Origin of the sequence: Massilia glaciei (genome assembly GCF_003011895.2) — a bacterium.
In the GTDB taxonomy this organism is placed as follows: Bacteria; Pseudomonadota; Gammaproteobacteria; order Burkholderiales; family Burkholderiaceae_D; genus Telluria_A; species Telluria_A glaciei.
In genome coordinates this window covers 1-18,155 of the sequence record NZ_PXWF02000029.1, presented here as the reverse complement: position 1 = coordinate 18,155, position 18,155 = coordinate 1, and the positions used below count along the sequence as shown (strand labels likewise).

General features: G+C 64.8%; 20 protein-coding genes. 6 read left to right on the top strand and 14 right to left on the bottom strand.

Annotated elements, in window-relative coordinates:
- The first annotated feature begins 140 nt into the window (after window positions 1-140).
- The gene (locus C7C56_RS02150; RefSeq protein WP_106755858.1) at window positions 141-455 is read left to right on the top strand and encodes a transcriptional regulator; all 315 of its coding nucleotides are present in this window, start codon (window positions 141-143) and stop codon (window positions 453-455) included.
- Complete coding sequence (locus C7C56_RS02145) at window positions 448-756, top strand: helix-turn-helix domain-containing protein (RefSeq protein WP_106755857.1); 309 nt, start codon at window positions 448-450, stop codon at window positions 754-756. Before C7C56_RS02150 ends, C7C56_RS02145 begins: the two co-directional genes overlap by 8 nt.
- A 60-nt stretch (window positions 757-816) precedes the next feature.
- Here the strand turns inward: C7C56_RS02145 and C7C56_RS02140 are convergent, their stop codons facing one another.
- The 5 genes from C7C56_RS02140 to C7C56_RS02120 are packed head-to-tail and all read right to left on the bottom strand — an operon-like array spanning window position 817 to window position 5,971.
- Complete coding sequence (locus C7C56_RS02140) at window positions 817-1,716, bottom strand: STM4011 family radical SAM protein (protein ID WP_106755856.1); 900 nt, start codon at window positions 1,714-1,716, stop codon at window positions 817-819.
- On the bottom strand, window positions 1,710-3,089 hold the full coding sequence (locus C7C56_RS02135; protein ID WP_219933088.1) for an STM4012 family radical SAM protein: 1,380 nt from the start codon (window positions 3,087-3,089) through the stop codon (window positions 1,710-1,712). The genes C7C56_RS02140 and C7C56_RS02135 overlap by 7 nt, the downstream gene beginning before the upstream one ends.
- Window positions 3,086-3,889, bottom strand: coding sequence for an STM4013/SEN3800 family hydrolase (locus tag C7C56_RS02130; RefSeq protein WP_109246552.1), 804 nt, complete (start codon window positions 3,887-3,889; stop codon window positions 3,086-3,088). Before C7C56_RS02130 ends, C7C56_RS02135 begins: the two co-directional genes overlap by 4 nt.
- Window positions 3,890-3,908: 19 nt before the next feature.
- The gene (locus tag C7C56_RS02125) at window positions 3,909-5,033 is read right to left on the bottom strand and encodes an STM4014 family protein (RefSeq protein ID WP_106755853.1); all 1,125 of its coding nucleotides are present in this window, start codon (window positions 5,031-5,033) and stop codon (window positions 3,909-3,911) included.
- Window positions 5,034-5,047: 14 nt separating this feature from the next.
- Window positions 5,048-5,971, bottom strand: a complete 924-nt coding sequence (locus tag C7C56_RS02120; protein ID WP_106755852.1) for an STM4015 family protein — start codon at window positions 5,969-5,971, stop codon at window positions 5,048-5,050.
- Window positions 5,972-6,181: 210 nt separating this feature from the next.
- On the opposite strand from C7C56_RS02120, the gene C7C56_RS28535 reads away from it, so the two are divergent.
- Window positions 6,182-6,457 (top strand): hypothetical protein, encoded by a 276-nt coding sequence (locus C7C56_RS28535; protein WP_106755851.1) that lies wholly within the window; start codon window positions 6,182-6,184, stop codon window positions 6,455-6,457.
- Window positions 6,418-6,897, top strand: a complete 480-nt coding sequence (locus tag C7C56_RS02110; RefSeq protein WP_229457910.1) for a ribosomal maturation YjgA family protein — start codon at window positions 6,418-6,420, stop codon at window positions 6,895-6,897. Before C7C56_RS28535 ends, C7C56_RS02110 begins: the two co-directional genes overlap by 40 nt.
- A 19-nt stretch (window positions 6,898-6,916) precedes the next feature.
- Here C7C56_RS02110 and C7C56_RS27865 read toward each other — a convergent pair whose 3' ends face one another.
- A complete protein-coding gene (locus C7C56_RS27865; protein ID WP_146204244.1) occupies window positions 6,917-7,267 on the bottom strand; it encodes a hypothetical protein in 351 nt (116 codons plus the stop codon).
- Window positions 7,268-7,329: 62 nt separating this feature from the next.
- On the opposite strand from C7C56_RS27865, the gene C7C56_RS02105 reads away from it, so the two are divergent.
- Together C7C56_RS02105 and C7C56_RS02100 are read left to right on the top strand one after the other, a co-directional pair.
- Complete coding sequence (locus C7C56_RS02105) at window positions 7,330-9,021, top strand: hypothetical protein (protein WP_106755849.1); 1,692 nt, start codon at window positions 7,330-7,332, stop codon at window positions 9,019-9,021.
- A gap of 33 nt (window positions 9,022-9,054) precedes the next feature.
- Window positions 9,055-9,456, top strand: coding sequence for a hypothetical protein (locus C7C56_RS02100; protein ID WP_106755848.1), 402 nt, complete (start codon window positions 9,055-9,057; stop codon window positions 9,454-9,456).
- A gap of 14 nt (window positions 9,457-9,470) precedes the next feature.
- Here the strand turns inward: C7C56_RS02100 and C7C56_RS02095 are convergent, their stop codons facing one another.
- From C7C56_RS02095 to typA, 8 genes are all read right to left on the bottom strand, one after another.
- Window positions 9,471-10,091, bottom strand: coding sequence for a helix-turn-helix transcriptional regulator (locus C7C56_RS02095; RefSeq protein WP_106755847.1), 621 nt, complete (start codon window positions 10,089-10,091; stop codon window positions 9,471-9,473).
- Window positions 10,088-11,308 (bottom strand): MFS transporter, encoded by a 1,221-nt coding sequence (locus tag C7C56_RS02090; protein ID WP_106755846.1) that lies wholly within the window; start codon window positions 11,306-11,308, stop codon window positions 10,088-10,090. Before C7C56_RS02090 ends, C7C56_RS02095 begins: the two co-directional genes overlap by 4 nt.
- A 134-nt stretch (window positions 11,309-11,442) precedes the next feature.
- Window positions 11,443-11,952: a hypothetical protein gene (locus tag C7C56_RS02085; protein WP_181372983.1), complete on the bottom strand. Its 510-nt coding sequence runs from the start codon at window positions 11,950-11,952 to the stop codon at window positions 11,443-11,445.
- A 231-nt stretch (window positions 11,953-12,183) separates the two neighbouring features.
- Window positions 12,184-12,522 carry an energy transducer TonB gene (locus tag C7C56_RS02080; RefSeq protein WP_106755844.1) on the bottom strand — a complete coding sequence of 113 codons (339 nt, stop codon included), beginning with the start codon at window positions 12,520-12,522 and terminating at the stop codon, window positions 12,184-12,186.
- A 42-nt stretch (window positions 12,523-12,564) separates the two neighbouring features.
- Window positions 12,565-12,903: an energy transducer TonB gene (locus tag C7C56_RS02075; RefSeq protein ID WP_106755843.1), complete on the bottom strand. Its 339-nt coding sequence runs from the start codon at window positions 12,901-12,903 to the stop codon at window positions 12,565-12,567.
- Between the two features lie 48 nt (window positions 12,904-12,951).
- Window positions 12,952-14,742, bottom strand: coding sequence for a methyl-accepting chemotaxis protein (locus C7C56_RS02070; RefSeq protein ID WP_106755859.1), 1,791 nt, complete (start codon window positions 14,740-14,742; stop codon window positions 12,952-12,954).
- A 319-nt stretch (window positions 14,743-15,061) separates the two neighbouring features.
- Window positions 15,062-16,060, bottom strand: a complete 999-nt coding sequence (dusA, locus tag C7C56_RS02065) for a tRNA dihydrouridine(20/20a) synthase DusA (protein ID WP_106755842.1) — start codon at window positions 16,058-16,060, stop codon at window positions 15,062-15,064.
- A gap of 121 nt (window positions 16,061-16,181) precedes the next feature.
- Window positions 16,182-18,017, bottom strand: a complete 1,836-nt coding sequence (gene typA, locus C7C56_RS02060) for a translational GTPase TypA (RefSeq protein ID WP_106755841.1) — start codon at window positions 18,015-18,017, stop codon at window positions 16,182-16,184.
- Window positions 18,018-18,155: the final 138 nt, after the last annotated feature.

Below are 18,155 nucleotides of genomic sequence, written 5' to 3'. Positions count from 1 at the left end.
CGAACTTCCCCGAGGCGAAGTTCGCTGCTATCGCTTAGGAAGGTCTAAACGATGCCGCGTTGCAAAGGAATCATAAAGAGATTTAAGCACCATCGCCACCGATTGACTTAGATACGGCTCTGCCGTATATTGGAAGGCACATGCTAACGGTCGTCGAAACACAGCGTTTCATGCGTATGGCCGAAACATTTTGGAATGAGCTTGACCTTTTGGAATTTGTTGACTTCATTGCAGCTAGCCCGGATGCCGGCGCCGTGGCTCCAGGTTCAGGCGGTCTGCGTAAGATTCGATGGGGGCATAAAGGTCGAGGCAAGCGCGGCGGGGTCAGGGTGATTTATTACAATCGGCTCAATAGCGGCGAAGTCTGGCTCCTGCTGGTCTATGACAAGACTGTCCAGGAAAACATCCCGTCCCACGTCCTGCGCAAGATCAAGGGGGAAATTGAAAATGGCTAAGAATAAACAGGCAAGCAAACCATCTTCGTCGCGCATCGACCTGGGCGAAGAACTGCTCGCGTCAGTCCGCGAGATGAAAGCAAATATACGGGGGCGCACCCACCAGCCGGAGGTGTCCGAGATTGCATCCGCGCGCCTCGCTTCCGGCCTGTCTCAGGCTGCATTTGCTTCATTGATGGGTGTGTCCGTACGGACATTGCAGGACTGGGAGCAAGGACGCCGCGAGCCCTCGGGTGCAGCAAGAACACTTATCAAAGTCGCAGAACGGCACCCGGAAGTGCTTCGCGAACTAGTCGGCTGATAACGTCCTGTTCGAGCCTCGGTCCTGAATTGCCGGAGTGCATACGCCTCCTGCACTGTTCTAGCCGACGAGCATTAAGGGAATACGCGCCAGCACCCCGTCGCCGAAATCGGCATCGAACGGCAGGTCCACTCTGTGCGCGTATCCGATAAAGCAATCACACCTCAGGCGGATGCAGTTTTTTTCCTTGAGCACGTCCGCGAGCGCGTCTTGGTACAAGTTGCCGATCCGTTCGGGCAAAAAATGGCAGCGCTGGAGTTCGCCATCTCCATCGACCGACAAGGTTTGCGAACCGGCGCGGCAGGCCTTGCCGCGGGACGACACCGGCGCGCGGCTGTACTTGAACCATGGATCGAGCTTGTCGAGCCAGGCCAAGTCTTCGGGTGAATAGTAAGCCGGACCGCGCCGGTCATACGCATTGAGCCAGAGGTAATGCCGTTCGGGAAGCTTGGCGCGCATGGCGCGAATGGCGTCGTAGTGCCCGCGCATCGCGACGATGCCCACCGAGAATTTGATTCCCATCCCGTCCAGCCGCGCGCAGCGTTCAAGAAAGCGCTGCTCCGTGGTCTGTCCCGGATGGTAGGTGCACCATAGCGCCACCTTCTCCTTGTTCGTCGATTCGAGCCACGCCAGCGGGCCCGACAAATTCGTCTGTATCGCCACCTGCCGCACGTGCGGCATGTCGGACAGCGCCCGGATCGCCTCGCGGTAGTGGCGCCTCACCAGGCCCTCGCCCCACGGCGTGAACAACACGCTGATCGGACGCGTCTGGCCGCCGACCCACGCGACAAAACGTGCGACCTCGGCCGCGTCGCGCACCAGTGTGGCGCGGCTGTCGCGCCGTTTGGCGAACGGGCAATAGTGGCAGTCGTAGTTGCAGCTCGACAGCGTTCCCCGGTACAGCAGCGACAACAAGGGCGTGGCCTGCTCCAGCGCGGCTGCCGGCACCCCATCTAGCATGCCTGGCCCCCATCGGCCATCAGCGTGCGCACCTCCTCCGACACCAGCCATGGCCCGATCGTGTCGGCATAGGAATAACCACGGTCGTTAAGGCGCAGCACGCCATCGCGCTCTTGCAGCAAATCGAGCGCGCCGAGTTCTAGCAGTTGGGGCAAGTCTTGCATGCAGTCCGTGCCAAAGCGCGCGATGTAGGCGGCGGTGTCGAGGCCGGGATCGGTCAGCAGCGACTGGATCACATAGCGGCGCCGCTGCTCGTGCGGCCCGAGCGCGATCCCATGTTCGGCCTGGGCGAAGCGCGCCTCGTCGAGCGACAGAAAATCGTTGATGATGTCGATCGTGCCGGCCCGTTCCACCGCGTAATCGCTCGAATAATGCAGGCGCCGCGTGTAGGCGCGCGCGCCGGCGCCCAGCCCGACCATGCCGTCGTCCTGGCAACAGTAGGACGGGCCGTTTTGCTCGGGCGCGTGTGGCGCGCGGAACATCCGCATCGACACCTGGACGTAACCGCGCGCCCGCAGATGGTCGCGCGCCGCCTGGTACAGCTGCAGCCGGCTGTCGCCGCCATGGTCGAGAACGATCGGGTCGAACGACACCGCGCCGTTGCGGGCCGCCACCTTGCCCAGCCCGGTATACTGGCGCACATACAAGGGGTACAGGTAAAGCTCTTCGGGCGCGAACGCGAGCGCGCTCTCGATCGAGGCCAGCAGGCTCTCCACGGTTTGCCCGGCGATGCCGTATATCAGGTCAAGGTTCAGCGTGGGAAAGCCGGCGGCGCGAATGTGCCCGATCGCCTCGTGCACCACATGGTTTTGTTGCGGCCGCGCGAGCGAGCGCATCTCGTTGGCGGCAAAACTCTGGATGCCCAGGCTGACGCGGTCGATGCCGGCGGCGCGGCACACCGCCAGCTTCTCGGGCGTGACGGTTTCGGGCGAGGCCTCGATGCCGGCCGGGGTGGCGTGCAGATCGATGTGGAGGATATCTTGCGCCGCATTGAGCAGGCGTTCAAGCTGGCCCGGCGAGAGGTAGGTCGGCGTGCCGCCGCCAATCGCAAAGCGCGCGAACTGGCGCTCGCCAAGCACGCCGTCGAGCACGCGCATCTGCCTGATCACCTGCTCCACATAGCGGTCGACCATATCGGGCTTGGGCTTGGCCATGGCAAACAAATTGCAGAACCCGCAGCGCATCGCGCAAAACGGGATGTGGATGTACGCAAACAAGGCCGAGCGGTCCTGCTCGGCCCACAACTGCGCCAGTCCCTCCGGCTGCGCCAGCGGCCGGTACGCCGCCTTGTGCGGGTAGGAATAGGAGTACGCCTGGTACGGCGTGTGGCGCATCCTTTGCGCGAGCGTGTCAGGTAGGTCGGATTGTTTCACGATGGCCTGGGTGATGTGGAGTCGAGGAAAAAATGGGCGTACGGGACGTTCCATACAGTTTCATGCGCCAGCCGATGGCCGCGGTAGCCGTCTTCGCCATAGGCGCATCCGTGGTCGGAGCAGACGATGGCAAAGGTCGGGGCGCGTGCGCCGCAGGCCGCCAGCAGCGGGGCCAGCGCGCCGTCGACGTAGCGCAAGGCGGCCGCGTGGCTGTCGATGTTGTCGGCGCGGCAGCCCGGCAGGTAGGCGCGGTTCGGCAGGTGGATCGCCGCGATATTTATGAATAAGAACACGCGCCGCGCGTCCGCCCGCAAGCGTGCCAGCGCCAGCGCGACCTGGCGTTCGGTCGAATGCCGGTGGTCCACACCCATGTGCGGCGTCCAATGGCTTTCCTCGAACATGCCCGGCAACACGCATCCGAGCGAGGTCTTTTTGTTGAAGAAGCCAACCCCGCCGATGCAAATGGTCCGATAGCCGCGCTGCGCCAGCCCGGCCGGCACGCTTTCTTGCTCGAACATGCAGGTGTGCGCCGAGGTGCTCGTGCTGCGCTCGAATTGCGTCGCGAACAGGCGCGGGTGCGGGCCCTGGCTGTCCGGCGTGGGCAGGAAGCCCGCGAAAAATGCGTGGTGCGCGGCATAGGTGAAGCTGGCCGGACTGTGCCGGCGCTCCCAGCCCCCGGCCGGCAGATGGGGTCCCAGCACGGGCAACTCCCCCGCCTCGAACAAACGCTGGGCGACGTCGTAGCGCAAGGTGTCGAGCGTGATGAAGACGATGTCGTGGCTGCCGACAACGCGGTTCATGTCCGGTATCGGATTTTGTTCAGGCTGCATCGCGGTTGAACTGTCGCAGTTGAGCGGCGTAGGTGTCGTGGCCGCGCCAAAGCAGGCCGGGCAGCAAGTCGCCGAATGCGTTGGCTTCGAGTACTTTCGCCTTGTCGTTGTGCAGCACGAGGTCGAGTCCGATGACGTGGCTGGAGGGAAAGGCCGCGGCGGCGCGGCGCGCCACGGCGTCGAGCGCATCGCGCCCTACTTCACCGATCAGCGTGTCGACGTCGGCGCGCTGGTTGTCCAAGTGCAGATTGGTCATCATGCGCGCGCCGACGCGCGCCACGCGGTGCGCAGGCTGGCCCGCCAGCGTCACCACGCGCACATCGTAGTGCCCGCCGCCAGTCCTTGGTTTGGGCAGCCAGGCTTCGACATAGGCGTGCTGGCTCGCAAGCAAATCGATCAGTTCCGCGATCTCGTCGTGGGCGGTATAAGTGCGCAAGCGCTTGACGTTGTACAGGCGCGTGGGGCCGGCGCCGCGCACCAGATGGGCCGAGCTGGTCGCCTGCTCCGCGCCGCGCCGGTTGCGCCGGTACGCGATCACGCCCGAGGCGCTGGAGCCGTAACGCGCCTTCACAAAGACACGGTCGAGCCCGAGCTCGTCGAGCAGGTCGCGCAAGTGCGCGTAGCCTTCGATTTGTCCGAACAAAGGTGGAATCGGCACGTCGTGGGAGCGCAAATGTTGTTGGCACGCGAGCTTGTCTGTCATTATCACGATCTCATGCGGCGCGTTGACGACCCGCACGTGGGGAAACTCGTCCAGTTGCGCAGCGAGGGCCCGCATTGCGGCCGAGAATCCCGCGAACCAGGCGTCCGACACCGCGAGCTCGCCAAACGCGGGCACGTCCGGCAGCGCCCGCCCGAGCAGCGCGCAGCCTTGCGTGGCCATGCGGTGCTGGATTGCCGGATCGTCGCCCGGCGCTTCGACCTTGAATCCGCACGGCCGCGCCAGCAAGGCCGCAAGCGCGGCAGGACGGTCCAGCCATGCCTGCCATTCCAGCACGGTGGCCGGCGGCAGCCCCAAATGCTGGCGCGCGCTTTGCATATGCCGCACCCGCTTGCCGCCGCCGGCGCCGAGCATCACTAGCGGCAACCGGTCGCGGCGCGCCTCGCCCACCATGCGCGCGGCGCTATCTATTCGCCGACCGCGACGTAACGGTCTTCGTCATCGTCGTCTTCGCCGTCCTGTTCATCATCGATCAGGACCTCGATCGGCAAGGCTTTGAGCTTCTGTTGCCACGCGGCCGAAATATAGTGGTGCGACAGGTTCAGGCATTTTAGTTTCAACACATGCGCGCTGGCGCAAAGCGCCTCGGCACCGACGTCGCTAATGGTCCCCATGGACAGGTCGAGCGTGTCGAGGTGGGCGATCGCCTCCTCGCCCGCGAGCCATTGCGCCAACCCGTCGGCGATTTCCGAATTGCGCAGGCCGAGATAGTTCAGGCCGGGATTATTCAGCTTTGCAAACAGGCGACGGTAGAGCGCGACATCGCCCGCAAAGCCGTACTGGTCGGTGCCCAGCCACAGCTCGAGGCGGGTCAGATTCGACATCGACGACGCGGCCAGCGCTTCGGCCACTTCGGCCGGCAAGCCGCCGCATTCAATCGTGAACGAACGCATCGCCGGGTGCGTGAACGGCTCGATGACGAGGTCGGTCGAGCCGCGGATGCGCAACTCCTCCAATTGCGGGAAGGCGTTCAGCAATGGCGTGTAATTACCTTGGATAATCCATGATATCTCGCACTCTTCATACGTCATGTCGCCGATAAAGAGCGCGCGCAACTGCGGCAATTGCGCCGCGTGCTTGACCAGGCAGGCGATGATCTCGTCGGCGCCGGTGTCGTAGGGCTCGCCCCACGAGCCGATGATGAGCGAATCGAGCTGCGATTTATCGGCGCGCGCGAGGAATTGCTCGATCAGCTCGGGCATTTCCGCCTCTTCGTCGTCATCGATCGCGAGCCGGTAGACGAGGTTGCCGGACAGGTCGACCGCCTCATCGGCCTCATACGTGATGACTTTTTTATTGAAAAAAATCTCAGTGCTATCGGATATTGTCACTGTGAAGCCTTATAAAAGGTCAAGCCGTTGGCGCCCGCGCAGCGGCATCCTTCAAATAATACCATGTGGTTTTTTAGTCATGCCAGTGAAAAATCTTGCTGCATATTCTTGTGACTTGCTTGCGATAAGGGAAATGCGGCAAACTAGATGCATCGACACCGACCGGGGCTGTCCGGCCGCGCGAAGCGCTTTAAACAAAGGTAAACCACGATGACAGACAATAAGCTAAGCGCCCCGATGTACGTGCGACTCGGGCTCTGGATGGTCAAGTCGCGCAAGGCGGCCCTGGGCTACATGTGGTTCTGCATTGCATGCGCGGCCGCCTTCGTCATCGCGGGAATAGTCATCGCGATATTGGTCCCGGTCCCATTCCCAATCCTGCTTTTGGTCTTCCTGAGCGCTCCCGCGATGTTGTTTGCCGCATATTGGTACTGGGCGGCGATCAAATGGACCGACCAATTTGGCACGTGGTCGCGCACGCCCTGATGGCGATTAGGCGGATTCCGGGCGCAGAGGTTCGCAACAGGCGCGTTTATGGTCTTGCCACAATCGCCGTCATCGCATTCGGACTCGCTTCGCGCGAGTACCCGGGACTTTTTCCGCCGGCGCTCGAAAAATACCCCGGCGACGCTTTGTGGGCACTGATGCTCTTCGCCGCTTACTGCACCTTGCTACCGAAATCAGCGGCCTGGAGGGTGGCGGCGCTCGCCCTGTGCACATCCTTTGCCGTCGAATTGAGCCAGCTTTATCAGGCGCCATTCATCATCGCGGTCCGGGCCACGACACTTGGCCATCTGGTTCTCGGCTCCACGTTCAACCGGCTCGATCTGGTCGCGTACACCATCGGCGTGGCGGCGGGCGCGGCCATCGACAGCACTTGGCTTACCATCGCCGGCAAGGCGCGCAGCACTGCAATAGATCGATGATGCATGCCTGAGTGACCGCTCACATCTGCCGGAAGCGGCTCTGGAAAACCTGCGACACGGGCAAGGCTTCATCCCCGCCGCGCATGCGCACCGCCAGGCGCCATCGACCCGCCGCACGGCGTTGATCGCGGCCCGGATAAGGGCCGAGAACGGCGCCGTCACCACCCGCGTAGTATTTGGCGTCGGCGCAAAAATAATGCACGTCGTCGATGTTGATGAATCGCGGCTGTCGGCCGGCGCCTGCCAGTAACGGGTCTGCTGCACGGTCGCGGGCGCGAGCGCCGCGACGACCGCGCAGCCGAGCAGCCACCAGCGCCAGCGCGGAAATATTGGCACCGGTTTCGGGGGTTCTTGCGCTTTCAGCTATCATGCCTTCGCATCCGCTCCTGCGCGCCGCACCGTTTTGCGCCTCAGGCGCTTGGAAAACCTGCCATGACACCACACAAGCCCGCCCTGGCCCTGCTCTTGCTGACCGTCGGCAGCCAGGCCTGCGCCGCGGCGCTCGCGCTCTGCCCGGAGCGGCCGGCCGACGCCGACGTGCGCGTGCTCGAGAGCGCGCAGACGCCCGACGGCCGCTGGCGCACGCTGCGCGTTTCCGACCGGCCAATGGAAAATTGCGTGGCGGTCGAACTGGCGCTGGCGCCGGCCCGCATCGTGGCCGCGCGCATCATTTCGCGCGAACAGGCGCGCATCCTGGCCGCCGGCTTCGCGTTGCAGGCGCCGGCGGCCAGGATGGGGCTCACCAGCGCCGAGCTGGTGCCGGTCGACGCGCCGCCCGACGCCGCGCCGCCCGTCACGGTCGGGGTGGAGCTCGCCGAGACCTTGTCGGCGACCACCTTCGGCCGCGAGGAACGCGCAACGTTCGACACGGCGCGACGGCCCCCGACGCTGCGTTGCGGCAAGGGCAGGCATCCGGCGGGCGTGGTCCTGCGCGTGGCGGGCCGTGGATTGCCGCCGGGGATAGCGCTGGCGGCCGCGTTGCGCTACCGTGCCACCGGCACATTTTTACTGGGGGCTACGGACCGGCCGCGCGCCGACGCCAACCCGCTGCCGCTGGCGGCCCTCGCGCCGGACCACGGCAGTGTGCGCCCCGCCCTGCCGCAGGCCGGGTTTGAGCAGGAGAGCTTGCAATCGTTCACACTGGCCTGCCCCGGACAGGCTGCCGAGCTGGTCGTCGACAGCCTGCGCATCACGCCGCAACAGCCGGACGGGCCGGCGCCGCCGCGCGCCTTGTGGTCGTGGCAGGCGTCGGCGTGGCTCACGCAAAGCGCCGCCCTGCTCGACAAACTGAAAAATTCCGGCGCCGACACCGTGTTCATCACCGTGCCCGTCGTGCAAGGCAAGGCGGCGGTCGTGCAGCCGCGCCGGCTCGCGCGCTTTGTGGCCGGGGCCGGCGCGCGCGGAATCCGGGTCTGGGCCGTGGCCGGCGATCCGGGCGCGGTGCTCGAGGGCGAGCGCGGCAAATTCGTGGCGATGGCGCGCGCCTACCAACGCTACAACGCGGCGGCGCCCGAGGCGGCGCGGCTGGCGGGCGTGCAGTTCGACATCGAGCCCTATCTCAACCACGGTTACGCGATCGACCCCGCGGCCTGGCACGAAGCCTATCTGGCGACGATGGCGTTGTTGCGCCAGGCCACCACGATGAGGATCGATGCCGCCGTGCCGTTCTGGTGGAACACGGCGGCGACCGCGGACGGGCCGCTGCTGGCGCGCCTGGCGGCCTCGGTCGACAGCCTGACCGTCATGAACTACCGGACCGATCCGGCGCAAATCAAGCGCAGCGCCCAGCCCTTCCTCGAGTGGAGCCTGCGCCACAAGCGCGGCGTGCGCATCGCGCTCGAAGCCGGCCCGATCGATGACGAGACGCTGCGCCACTACCGCCCCGCCGCGCGCGGCACGCTCGCCATCGTCGCGCTCGGCGACCAGGCGGTGCTGGTCGAATTCGACGGCGCGCGCGCGCTGCCCGGGGCCAGCAGCTTCGGTTTTTCGCACCAGACGATGTCCGATGGCGGCAGGGTCGGTTTCGCGGAGAAGCGCGCGGCGCTGCTCCGATTGCTGCCCGAACTCGAGTCGCTGTGGCGCGCATGGCCGGGCTTTTCCGGCGTCGCCCTGCACGAATTTTAATAGCTGAATTTAATAGACCTTACTGGAGTCGATATGAGTTACGACCTGATGGTGTTCGCCCCCGAAGCCTGCCCCGCGAAAAAACGCGGACCCTTCCTCGACTGGTACGAGGCCCAGACCGAATGGGCCGAGGGCCATTCCTACGACGACCCGGCCGTCGGCACGCCGGCGCTGCGCGCATTCTACAAGGCGCTGGCGGTGGACTTTCCGCCGCTGAAGGACGACGGGGACGACAGGGACGGAGGCACCGACTACACCATCGGCAAGTCGCTCATCTACATCACCTTCGACTGGGACAAGGTCGACGAGGCGCACGCGGCGGTGTTCCGCCTCGCGGGCCAACACGGACTCGGTTTTTTCGACGCCAGTTCGGACCTCGCCGAGACCTGGCTGCCCGACGGCAAGGGCGGCTTGTACATCGCCCATTCCGACTGAGAGGCTGAGCCGGCTTACACGGCGCGCATGATGTAGACGCAGCGGCGCGCCCCGCCCAGCAAGTGCTCGCTGCGCTCGACGCTGCATCCCTGGCCCATCACACGCTTGAAAATGTCGAGCTCGGAGCGGCAGAAACTCTGGCATTCGCGCGCCGCGGCGCAAATCGGGCAATGGTTTTCGATAAATAAAACACTGCCGTCGTCGCGCGCCTGCACCTCGGCCATATAGCCCTCGGCGTCGCGCGCGCGCGCCAGCGCGGCGGCGCGCGCGGGCAGGCTTGACACGTCCCCGACCTGCATCCGGTAATTCGCCTCGATCGCCTTCTCGCGCGCGCCGATCAGGCGCTCGAGCCCCTCGGCGCCGAACACCGCGCGGGTTTGCTCGATCAGTTGCAAGGTCAGGTCGGCATGGCGGTCGGGAAAGCGCGCATGCCCGGCACCGGTCAGCCGCCAGCGGCGCGTCGGGCGGCCCACCTTGTCGGCGCTGTCCTCGAAGGCGACCTGGCCTTTCTCGAGCGCCGCGTCGAGCTGGCGCCGCGCGCCCATCGAGGTCAGCTCGAGCAGCGCGGCCAGTTGCTGCGCGGTTTTCGGACCATGTGTCTTGAGCAAAAACAGGATCTGGTCTGCGGTGTTCATTTGCTCGCCTCCATTGACAGGGCCGGTCTTGCCATCTGCTCGCGCCAACCGCGCAGCCGCCACGCGGCCCACGCCGACAGGCACGCGCCCAGTGCCAGAATCAGGCTGGTGCTGATCTGGGTGAGCACGGCGCCGGCCAGGCCCATGATGATGTTGGCAAGGCAGAAGGTGGTCGCCAGCAAGCCCATGACGGCGCCCTGCCCGTGCGCGCCGAACCGTTCCACGCACCAGCCTTGCATGACTGCATTGTAGTACGCGTTCGGCACGCCGAAGAGCATGATCGCGGCCAGTCCGACCCACACGTTTCCCAGCGCCACCAGCGCGATCGCGAGCGCCGCCAGCGACGCGAACCAGACCACGCGCCGCAGCGGCTCGAACCTGCTCGGGCCGCCCGCGAACACGGCCGTCAGGGTCATCATGAAGCACAGCCCGGCGTTGACCCAGGCGATCCCGCGCGGTCCATAACCGGGCACCTCGACCAGCCACAAGGGAAAGAATTCATAGAACGAGGTCACGCCGCAGGTGTAGGCCAGTTGCACCACGAACAGCCTGCGCGGTTCGGCGTGGCGCAGCAGGTTCAGCGCGTGGCGCTCGCGCGCCACCCGCCACCACGGGGTGGTCTCGCCCGACGCCGCCTCGCGCGGGAGCACCACGGCCACCAACAGCGCGCACAGCAGCAAGGCGCCGACCGCGATCCAGAACGGCACGCCCACGCCCCGGTCCAGGGTGAAGCCCGACAGCAGCGGGCCGGCGAACCAGCCGAGGTAGACCGCGCCGTTGAGCCAGGACAGCGCGCGCAGCCGCAACGGGCCGTCGAGGCGGTCGGCGATCATCGCGCGCGCGACCGCGTTGTTGCCGGCCAACAGGCCGGTGGCGAAGCGCGCGACGATGAACAGCGGGTACCAGCCGGCCAGTAGCGCCATGGCCGACAGCGCGTGCCCGGCGGCCGCGCCGCAGGTGGTCACCAGCAGCAGGGGGCGGCGCCCGTAGCGGTCCGAGAGCGGGCCCATCAGGGCCGAGCCGATCAGCAGTCCCAGCGGGTTGACCGCCAGCGCGAAACCGAGCAGAAGCTTGGGCGGCAGGCCCAGAAAATGGTTGAATTCGTTGCTCGCGGTCCCGGCGAACAGCGGGGCGAGGATCGGGAATGGCAGCGAGGCGCCGATCGTCGAGAGCAGGGCGAGCAGGCAGGCTGCGGCGATCAGGAGGCGGTTGTGCATGGCGCGGGAAGCTCGACGGGATGCCCACGACTATACCCAGCACCCGGCGATAAATATACGAATATGTTTACTTATTGCCGCGGTTAAACGCCCATGAATGACCCATGGACCGGCGCCGCGCGCCGCCGCATGGTTCAGATATGCGCGATCGGGCACTGCTCGACGTAGTTGCGCGCGGCGTCGAGCCGTTGCACGCAGACCCGGTAGCGGATGCCGAAGTCGAAGTCGATGTTGTGCACCTTGCCGTACTCGAGCAAGAGCGACTGCGTCAACGCCTTGCTCGAGCGCAGCGCCGAGACGTCGGACGGCAGCGTCATGGCGGTGTTGGCGCCCTCGCGCCGCATCTCCTGGTGGCGGTCGACATCGACCACCACGCGCACGTCGAGCGCCACGCCGCCGGGCACGAAGCGCAGCTTCTGGATGTTGCGGTGCGCGCTGAGCACGCCCCAGCGGCAGATGGCGCCGGTGGCGTCGCACTGCTTGACCTGGCCCAGCGGAAAGTGCTCGGTGTGCTTGCCCAGGTCGCCCAGCGGCCACGCCGTGCGCGCGCCGTCGGGCTTGCCACTGACCGGATTGGTCCACTCCAGGCTGTTCACCAGCGACACCGTCTGCTTGTTGCGCGCAGGGTCATCCTTGCTTTGCATGAGGGTGCATCCGGCAAGCTGCAGTAAGATGGCGGCGGCAAAAAACGGGAGGGTGCGACGCATAGGATTCCTGTCCGGCTGTGAGGGTTCGTCAATTAGGCGAGGGTAACAGATGTTACACGACAGGGCGCGCGCGAATGGGGGGATTTTTTGGCGACGCCGGCCGTCGGCCGGCGCGCGGGAGGCGGCCGCGGGCGCGGCCGGCTGTGTCTAGCAGCCTCCGACTGGCCGCTAGTCGAGGCGCCAGGCGTAGTCGACCTTGGCCCAGGTCTGGGCCGCGGCCCCGTCCTTGGTGCCGGGTTTGAACTTGCAAGCGCTGATCGACTTGATCGCGGCCCTGTCGAGATTCTTGAAACCGCTGGTTTTCTCGAGCTTCGACTCGACCACCTTGCCGTCGGCCGCCACCAGGAACGACATCGAGACGACGCCCTGCTCCTCGTTCATGAGCGAGGCCTTCGGATATTCGGCCTTGCAGGTCTTGGGGTCGAACGACGCCGGCACCTCGGCCGCCATGGCCGCGCCGCCGGCCGCGAACAGCGCGACGACCGGAAGCAAATTTAACACACGCATCGTAGACATACCATTCTCCCAAGTGCTAAGACAAGCCGCCCCTTACAGGCTCCAGACGTATTGCACCCTGGTCCAGGTCTGGGCATGATTGCCATTCTTCGTGCCAGGCTTGAACTTGCAAGCACTGATCGCTTTCACCGCGGCCTTGTCCAGATTCTTGTGGCCGCTCGTTTTTTCAATCTTCGACTCGAGCACCGAGCCGTCGGCCGAGATCAGGAACGCCATCGCGACCGCGCCCTGCTCCTCGTTCATCAGGGACGTCTTCGGATACTCCGCCTTGCAATTCTTGGCGTCGTAGGTGGCCGCCACTTCGTTCGCCAGGGCGGTTCCGCCAAGACACATCGACAACACCGCGGCAATATTCAGACTATGCTTTTTCATTTCCAGATTCCAATTAACTTACACAAACTTTCAACTCGGCCCGAAGGCTTAAAATTCTTCCCATTCCTCGCTGCCGGCAGCGCTTGACGCCGATATCTTGCGTGGCCGCGTCGAGGCGGACTCCTCCTGCGCCTCGGACGCGGGGGCCTGCTTTTTGAGCGCGGCGCGGGCGGCCCGGACCGCCAGCGGACGCGCCCCCGGGGCCGCGCGCGCTGCACCGGCGGCGGGCGCGGCGGGCGCCGCACGCCCAATTCGCGCTTCGAATGCCTCGTCGCCGTAGGCCTGCTCGCCCTCGGTCAGCCTGAAGATGCTGACCACGTGCGCCAGTTCGCCGGCCTGGTCCTGCAGGCTCTGCGCGGCGGCGGCGGCCTCCTCGACCAGCGCCGCGTTTTGCTGGGTCATCGCGTCCATCTCGATGATCGAGGCGTTGACCTGGGCGATGCCGGCGCTTTGCTCCTGGCTCGCGCTGGCGATCTCGCCCATGATGTCGGTGACCCGCTTGACGCTGGCGACGACCTCGTCCATCGTCACGCCGGCCTGGCCGACCAGCTTGCTGCCGCGTTCAACCTTCTCGACCGAATCGCCGATCAGGGTCTTGATCTCCTTGGCCGCGGCGGCGCTGCGCTGGGCCAGGGTGCGCACCTCGGCGGCGACGACCGCGAAGCCGCGGCCCTGCTCGCCGGCGCGCGCCGCCTCGACCGCCGCGTTGAGCGCGAGGATGTTGGTCTGGAACGCGATGCCGTCGATCACGCCGATGATGTCGACGATCTTGTTGGCCGAGGCGTTGATCGAGCCCATCGTGTCGACCACCTGCGAGACCACCGAGCCGCCCTTGCGCGCCACGTCCGAGGCGGTCGCGGCGAGCAGGTTCGCTTCGCGCGCGTTGTCGGCGTTCTGCTTGACGGTCGAGGTCAGCTGCTCCATCGCCGAGGCGGTCTTTTCGAGCGAGCTGGCCTGCATTTCGGTGCGCGAGGACAGGTCGAGGTTGCCGGCCGCGATTTGGCGCGAGGCGGTGCCGATGGTCTCGGTGCCGACCCGCACCTGGCCGACGATGCCGACCAGGCTGTCGCGCATCTCCTTCATTTCGACCAGCAGGCTTTCCTCGTGCGAGTCGCTGGTGTCGATCGCCACGGCCAGGTCGCCGTCGGCGATGCTGGCCGCGATCTGCGCCGTGTAATCGGGTTCGCCGCCGAGCTGCTTGAGCAGGCCGCGCGTGATCACGAAGGCGGCCGCCATGCCGAACGCGACGGCGATCACGCCGAGCAGGATCATGGCGTTGCGGGCCGAGGTGAAGGCCTCCTTGGCGTCGGCCTGCACCTGGTTGTTGAGGCGCTCCTCAAGCAGCGCCAGTTGGTCGAGCGAGTCCATCCATTTTTTCTGGACCGGGCGGATTTCCTTGATCAGGACCCGGGTCGCGTCCTCGGCCTGGTTGGCCATCCACAGCTCGGACGCCTTGGCGATCGGCGGCATGGCGGCGGCCTCGTGTTCCACGATGGCCGCCAGCAGCGCCTTCTCCTGGGCGGTGCCCACTTGAGCGAACTTGTCCGACAGCAACTTGCGCGACCCGGCGTACTGGCGGGCCATGTCCTCGATGCGCTTCATTTCCGGCTCCATGTCTGCCGCGTCCGTCATCAGGGTCAGGATCTTGAGCGAAATGACGCGGTCGGCCACGTTGTGGCGCATTTCGGTCACGAGCGCGGTGACGACGTTGTTGACGCCCACCACCCGGTCGAGCCGGCTCTGGATCTGCGACATGTTCGCGATGCCGACGACGGTCACCGCGACGAGCGCGAGCAGGACTACGATGAAACCGGCGCGCAGTCGGTTTCCGACTTTCATTTTGTTCAAGAAATTCATTTCGTAATCATTTTCAATAAGCCTATTGATCGAATTCGCGCGGACACGTGCCTGCCTCTCAAACCGACAAGCCAGGTGGTTTTCCGTGTATTTCTGCCAGAATAAATCAAAAAATTGCGCACGCTTGCAATTTGTTGAACTGGTTCAAGGTTGTTTCGCTAGAACAACGGACGGGAACCTTGTCCATCCGTCCAGAGCACAAAATCGACACCCTATTATAGCGCAGAGTTTTGCCATAGAGCAAGCATTTTAGTTGCCACAATGTAATATTATTGCCAGAAAGTAAAATTTTGTTCTGCTTTTAAGCGGGCTTTTGCATTCCCGCGGCGGCCTCGAGGAGCAGGCGCGCGTCGCCGGCGGCGAGCCGTTTCGGGTCCGACATGGCCTGCCTGAAACTGCGCGCGCCGGGCAGGCCCGCCATCAGACCGAGCATGTGGCGCGTGACGGAATTGAGCTTCAGTCCGCGCGCGCCGTAGAGGGCGAGTTGCTGCTCGATATAGGGAACCATCGCCGAGAGCACCTCGTCGCGCGTCCTGGCCGGGCTGGCATCGCCATAGAAGCGCGCGTCGTACTCGGCCATCGAAAACGGGTTGTGGTAGGCCTCGCGGCCCATCATCACGCCGTCGACGTGCGCCAGGTGCGAGGCGATCTCGTCGTTGGTTTTGATGCCGCCGTTGATGATGATCTCGAGCGCCGGAAACTCGCGCTTGAGCTGGTAGGCGACCTCGTAGCGCAGCGGCGGGATCTCGCGGTTTTCCTTCGGAGACAAGCCCTTGAGCACCGCATTGCGCGCGTGCACGATGAAGGTCTTGCAACCGGCGTCGGCGATGGTGCCGACAAAGTCGCGCACAAAACCGTATTCCTCGTTGCGGTCGATGCCGATCCGGTGCTTGACCGTGACGTCGATCGATACCGCGTCGCGCATCGCCTTGACGCAATCGGCCACCAGTTGCGGCTCGGCCATGAGGCAGGCGCCGAACGCGCCCTTCTGCACCCGCTCGGACGGGCAGCCGCAGTTGAGGTTGATCTCGTCGTAGCCGTATTGCTCGCCGAGCTTGGCGCTTTTTGCGAGGTCGGCCGGGTCGCTGCCGCCCAACTGCAGCGCGACCGGGTGCTCCTCGTCACTGAAGCGCAGGTGGCGCTCGACGTCGCCGTACACGAGCGCGCCGGTGGTGACCATCTCGGTGTAGAGCCAGGTGTGGCGCGTGATCTGGCGGTGGAACACGCGGCAGTGGCGGTCGGTCCAGTCCATCATCGGGGCGACCGACAGGCGGCGGGAGGGAAGTGTGCGGGCGGTCATGATAAAAATTCCAGGCGATGCGAACAATTCGAGGCGACACAAACGAAAAACCCGCTGGCCACGTCAAGACGCGGCAACAGCGGGCTCGGACGGGGTGCGCTGCACCCCGCGGCAAAACGAATTACGCCGCTTCGCGCGAATTCCGTTTGCGATCGTTTTCCTTGAGCCAGCGCTTGCGCAGGCGGATGCTCTTCGGGGTGATCTCGACGAGTTCGTCGTCGGCGATGAATTCGACGGCGTACTCGAGCGACATCTGGACCGGCGGCACCAGGCGCACGGCTTCGTCGGTACCCGACGAGCGCACGTTGGTCAACTGCTTGCCCTTGATCGGGTTCACGACCAGATCGTTGTCGCGCGAGTGGATACCGATGATCATGCCTTCGTAGACTGGATCGTTGTGGACCACGAACATGCGGCCGCGGTCCTGCAGTTTCCAGATGGCGTAGGCAACGGCCTGGCCGTCGTCCTGCGAGATCAGCACGCCGTTGCGGCGGCCCTGCATTTCGCCACGGGTGTTGTCGACCGGCGCGTACTCGTCGAACACGTGGCTCATCAGGCCGGTGCCGCGGGTCAGGGTCATGAATTCGCCCTGGAAGCCGATCAGGCCACGCGCTGGAATGCGGTACTCGAGGCGCACACGGCCTTTGGCGTCCGATTCCATGTTTTGCAGGTCGCCGCGGCGGCGGCCGAGTTCTTCCATGACGCCGCCCTGGTTGGCTTCTTCAACGTCGACCGACAGTTGCTCGAACGGCTCGTGGCGCACGCCATCGACCATTTTGAAGACCACGCGTGGACGCGACACGGCCAGCTCGAAGCCTTCGCGGCGCATGTTTTCGATCAGAATCGTCAGGTGCAATTCGCCGCGGCCCGAGACTTCGAAAATCGTGTCGTCGTCGGTCGGGGCGACGCGCAGCGCGACGTTGGCTTTGAGTTCGCGGTCGAGACGGTCGCGCAGCTGGCGGCTGGTGACGAACTTGCCTTCGCGGCCGGCCAGTGGCGAGTTGTTGACCATGAAGTTCATGGTCAGCGTCGGCTCGTCGACGGTCAGCATTTCGAGTGCGTCGGGGGTGTCGAGCGCGCACAGGGTCGAGCCGATGCCGATTTCGTCGATACCGTTGATCAGCACGATGTCGCCGGCGACTGCTTCGTCGACCAGGACGCGCTCGAGGCCTTTAAAGTTCAGCACCTGGTTGATGCGGCCCTTGATCGGGGTCGAGCCTGGGCCGTTCATGACGAGCACGTCCTGGCCGGACTTGATGCGACCGCGCGAGATGCGGCCGATGCCGATCTTGCCGACGTACGAGGAGTAGTCGAGGGAGGTGATTTGCATCTGCAGCGGGCCGTCCGGATTGTCGTCACGGACTGGAACGTGTTGCAAGATTGCTTCGAAGAGCGGAGTCATGTCGCCTTCGCGCACTTCGGAGTCGAGGCTGGCGTAGCCGTTCAGGGCCGAAGCGAACACGACCGGGAAGTCGAGTTGCTCGTCGGTGGCGCCGAGTTTGTCGAACAGTTCGAAGGTGGCGTTGATGGCCCAGTCCGGACGCGCGCCCGGACGGTCGATCTTGTTGATGACGACGATAGGCTTGAGACCGAGCGCCAGCGCCTTGCGCGTGACGAAGCGGGTCTGTGGCATCGGGCCTTCTTGTGCATCGACCAGCAACAGGACCGAGTCGACCATCGACAGCACGCGCTCGACCTCGCCGCCGAAGTCGGCGTGGCCTGGGGTGTCGACGATGTTGATGTGGGTGTTGTTGTACTCAACTGCGCAGTTCTTCGACAGAATCGTGATGCCGCGTTCTTTTTCAAGATCGTTCGAATCCATCACGCGGGTCTCGACCTGCTGGTTGTCACGGAAGGTACCGGATTGGCGCAGCAGTTTGTCCACGAGCGTTGTTTTGCCGTGGTCAACGTGGGCGATGATAGCGATGTTGCGAATTGCGCGTTTTGTGTTTGACATGATCGTGAACGGAGAATATATCTATGTGTACGAAGGTGTACGGTGCTGCTCATTTCTGGAACCGACTAGTATAGCACTCTTATGGCCGTTAGTCTGCATCGGTCGCGCAATAAGCAGGGCGATTGCATGAAGGATTAG

Excerpts from the sequence above, each read along its gene's own strand:
- C7C56_RS02150 (WP_106755858.1), top strand. The coding sequence starts at position 141 with ATGCTAACGGTCGTCGAAACACAGCGTTTCATGCGTATGGCCGAAACA.
- C7C56_RS02145 (WP_106755857.1), top strand. The coding sequence starts at position 448 with ATGGCTAAGAATAAACAGGCAAGCAAACCATCTTCGTCGCGCATCGAC.
- C7C56_RS02140 (WP_106755856.1), bottom strand. The coding sequence starts at position 1,716 with ATGCTAGATGGGGTGCCGGCAGCCGCGCTGGAGCAGGCCACGCCCTTG.
- C7C56_RS02130 (WP_109246552.1), bottom strand. The coding sequence starts at position 3,889 with ATGAACCGCGTTGTCGGCAGCCACGACATCGTCTTCATCACGCTCGAC.
- C7C56_RS02125 (WP_106755853.1), bottom strand. The coding sequence starts at position 5,033 with ATGGTGGGCGAGGCGCGCCGCGACCGGTTGCCGCTAGTGATGCTCGGC.
- C7C56_RS28535 (WP_106755851.1), top strand. The coding sequence starts at position 6,182 with ATGACAGACAATAAGCTAAGCGCCCCGATGTACGTGCGACTCGGGCTC.
- C7C56_RS02110 (WP_229457910.1), top strand. The coding sequence starts at position 6,418 with ATGGACCGACCAATTTGGCACGTGGTCGCGCACGCCCTGATGGCGATT.
- C7C56_RS27865 (WP_146204244.1), bottom strand. The coding sequence starts at position 7,267 with ATGATAGCTGAAAGCGCAAGAACCCCCGAAACCGGTGCCAATATTTCC.
- C7C56_RS02105 (WP_106755849.1), top strand. The coding sequence starts at position 7,330 with ATGACACCACACAAGCCCGCCCTGGCCCTGCTCTTGCTGACCGTCGGC.
- C7C56_RS02100 (WP_106755848.1), top strand. The coding sequence starts at position 9,055 with ATGAGTTACGACCTGATGGTGTTCGCCCCCGAAGCCTGCCCCGCGAAA.
- C7C56_RS02095 (WP_106755847.1), bottom strand. The coding sequence starts at position 10,091 with ATGAACACCGCAGACCAGATCCTGTTTTTGCTCAAGACACATGGTCCG.
- C7C56_RS02090 (WP_106755846.1), bottom strand. The coding sequence starts at position 11,308 with ATGCACAACCGCCTCCTGATCGCCGCAGCCTGCCTGCTCGCCCTGCTC.
- C7C56_RS02085 (WP_181372983.1), bottom strand. The coding sequence starts at position 11,952 with ATGCAAAGCAAGGATGACCCTGCGCGCAACAAGCAGACGGTGTCGCTG.
- C7C56_RS02080 (WP_106755844.1), bottom strand. The coding sequence starts at position 12,522 with ATGCGTGTGTTAAATTTGCTTCCGGTCGTCGCGCTGTTCGCGGCCGGC.
- C7C56_RS02075 (WP_106755843.1), bottom strand. The coding sequence starts at position 12,903 with ATGAAAAAGCATAGTCTGAATATTGCCGCGGTGTTGTCGATGTGTCTT.
- C7C56_RS02070 (WP_106755859.1), bottom strand. The coding sequence starts at position 14,742 with ATGAAAGTCGGAAACCGACTGCGCGCCGGTTTCATCGTAGTCCTGCTC.
- dusA (WP_106755842.1), bottom strand. The coding sequence starts at position 16,060 with ATGACCGCCCGCACACTTCCCTCCCGCCGCCTGTCGGTCGCCCCGATG.
- typA (WP_106755841.1), bottom strand. The coding sequence starts at position 18,017 with ATGTCAAACACAAAACGCGCAATTCGCAACATCGCTATCATCGCCCAC.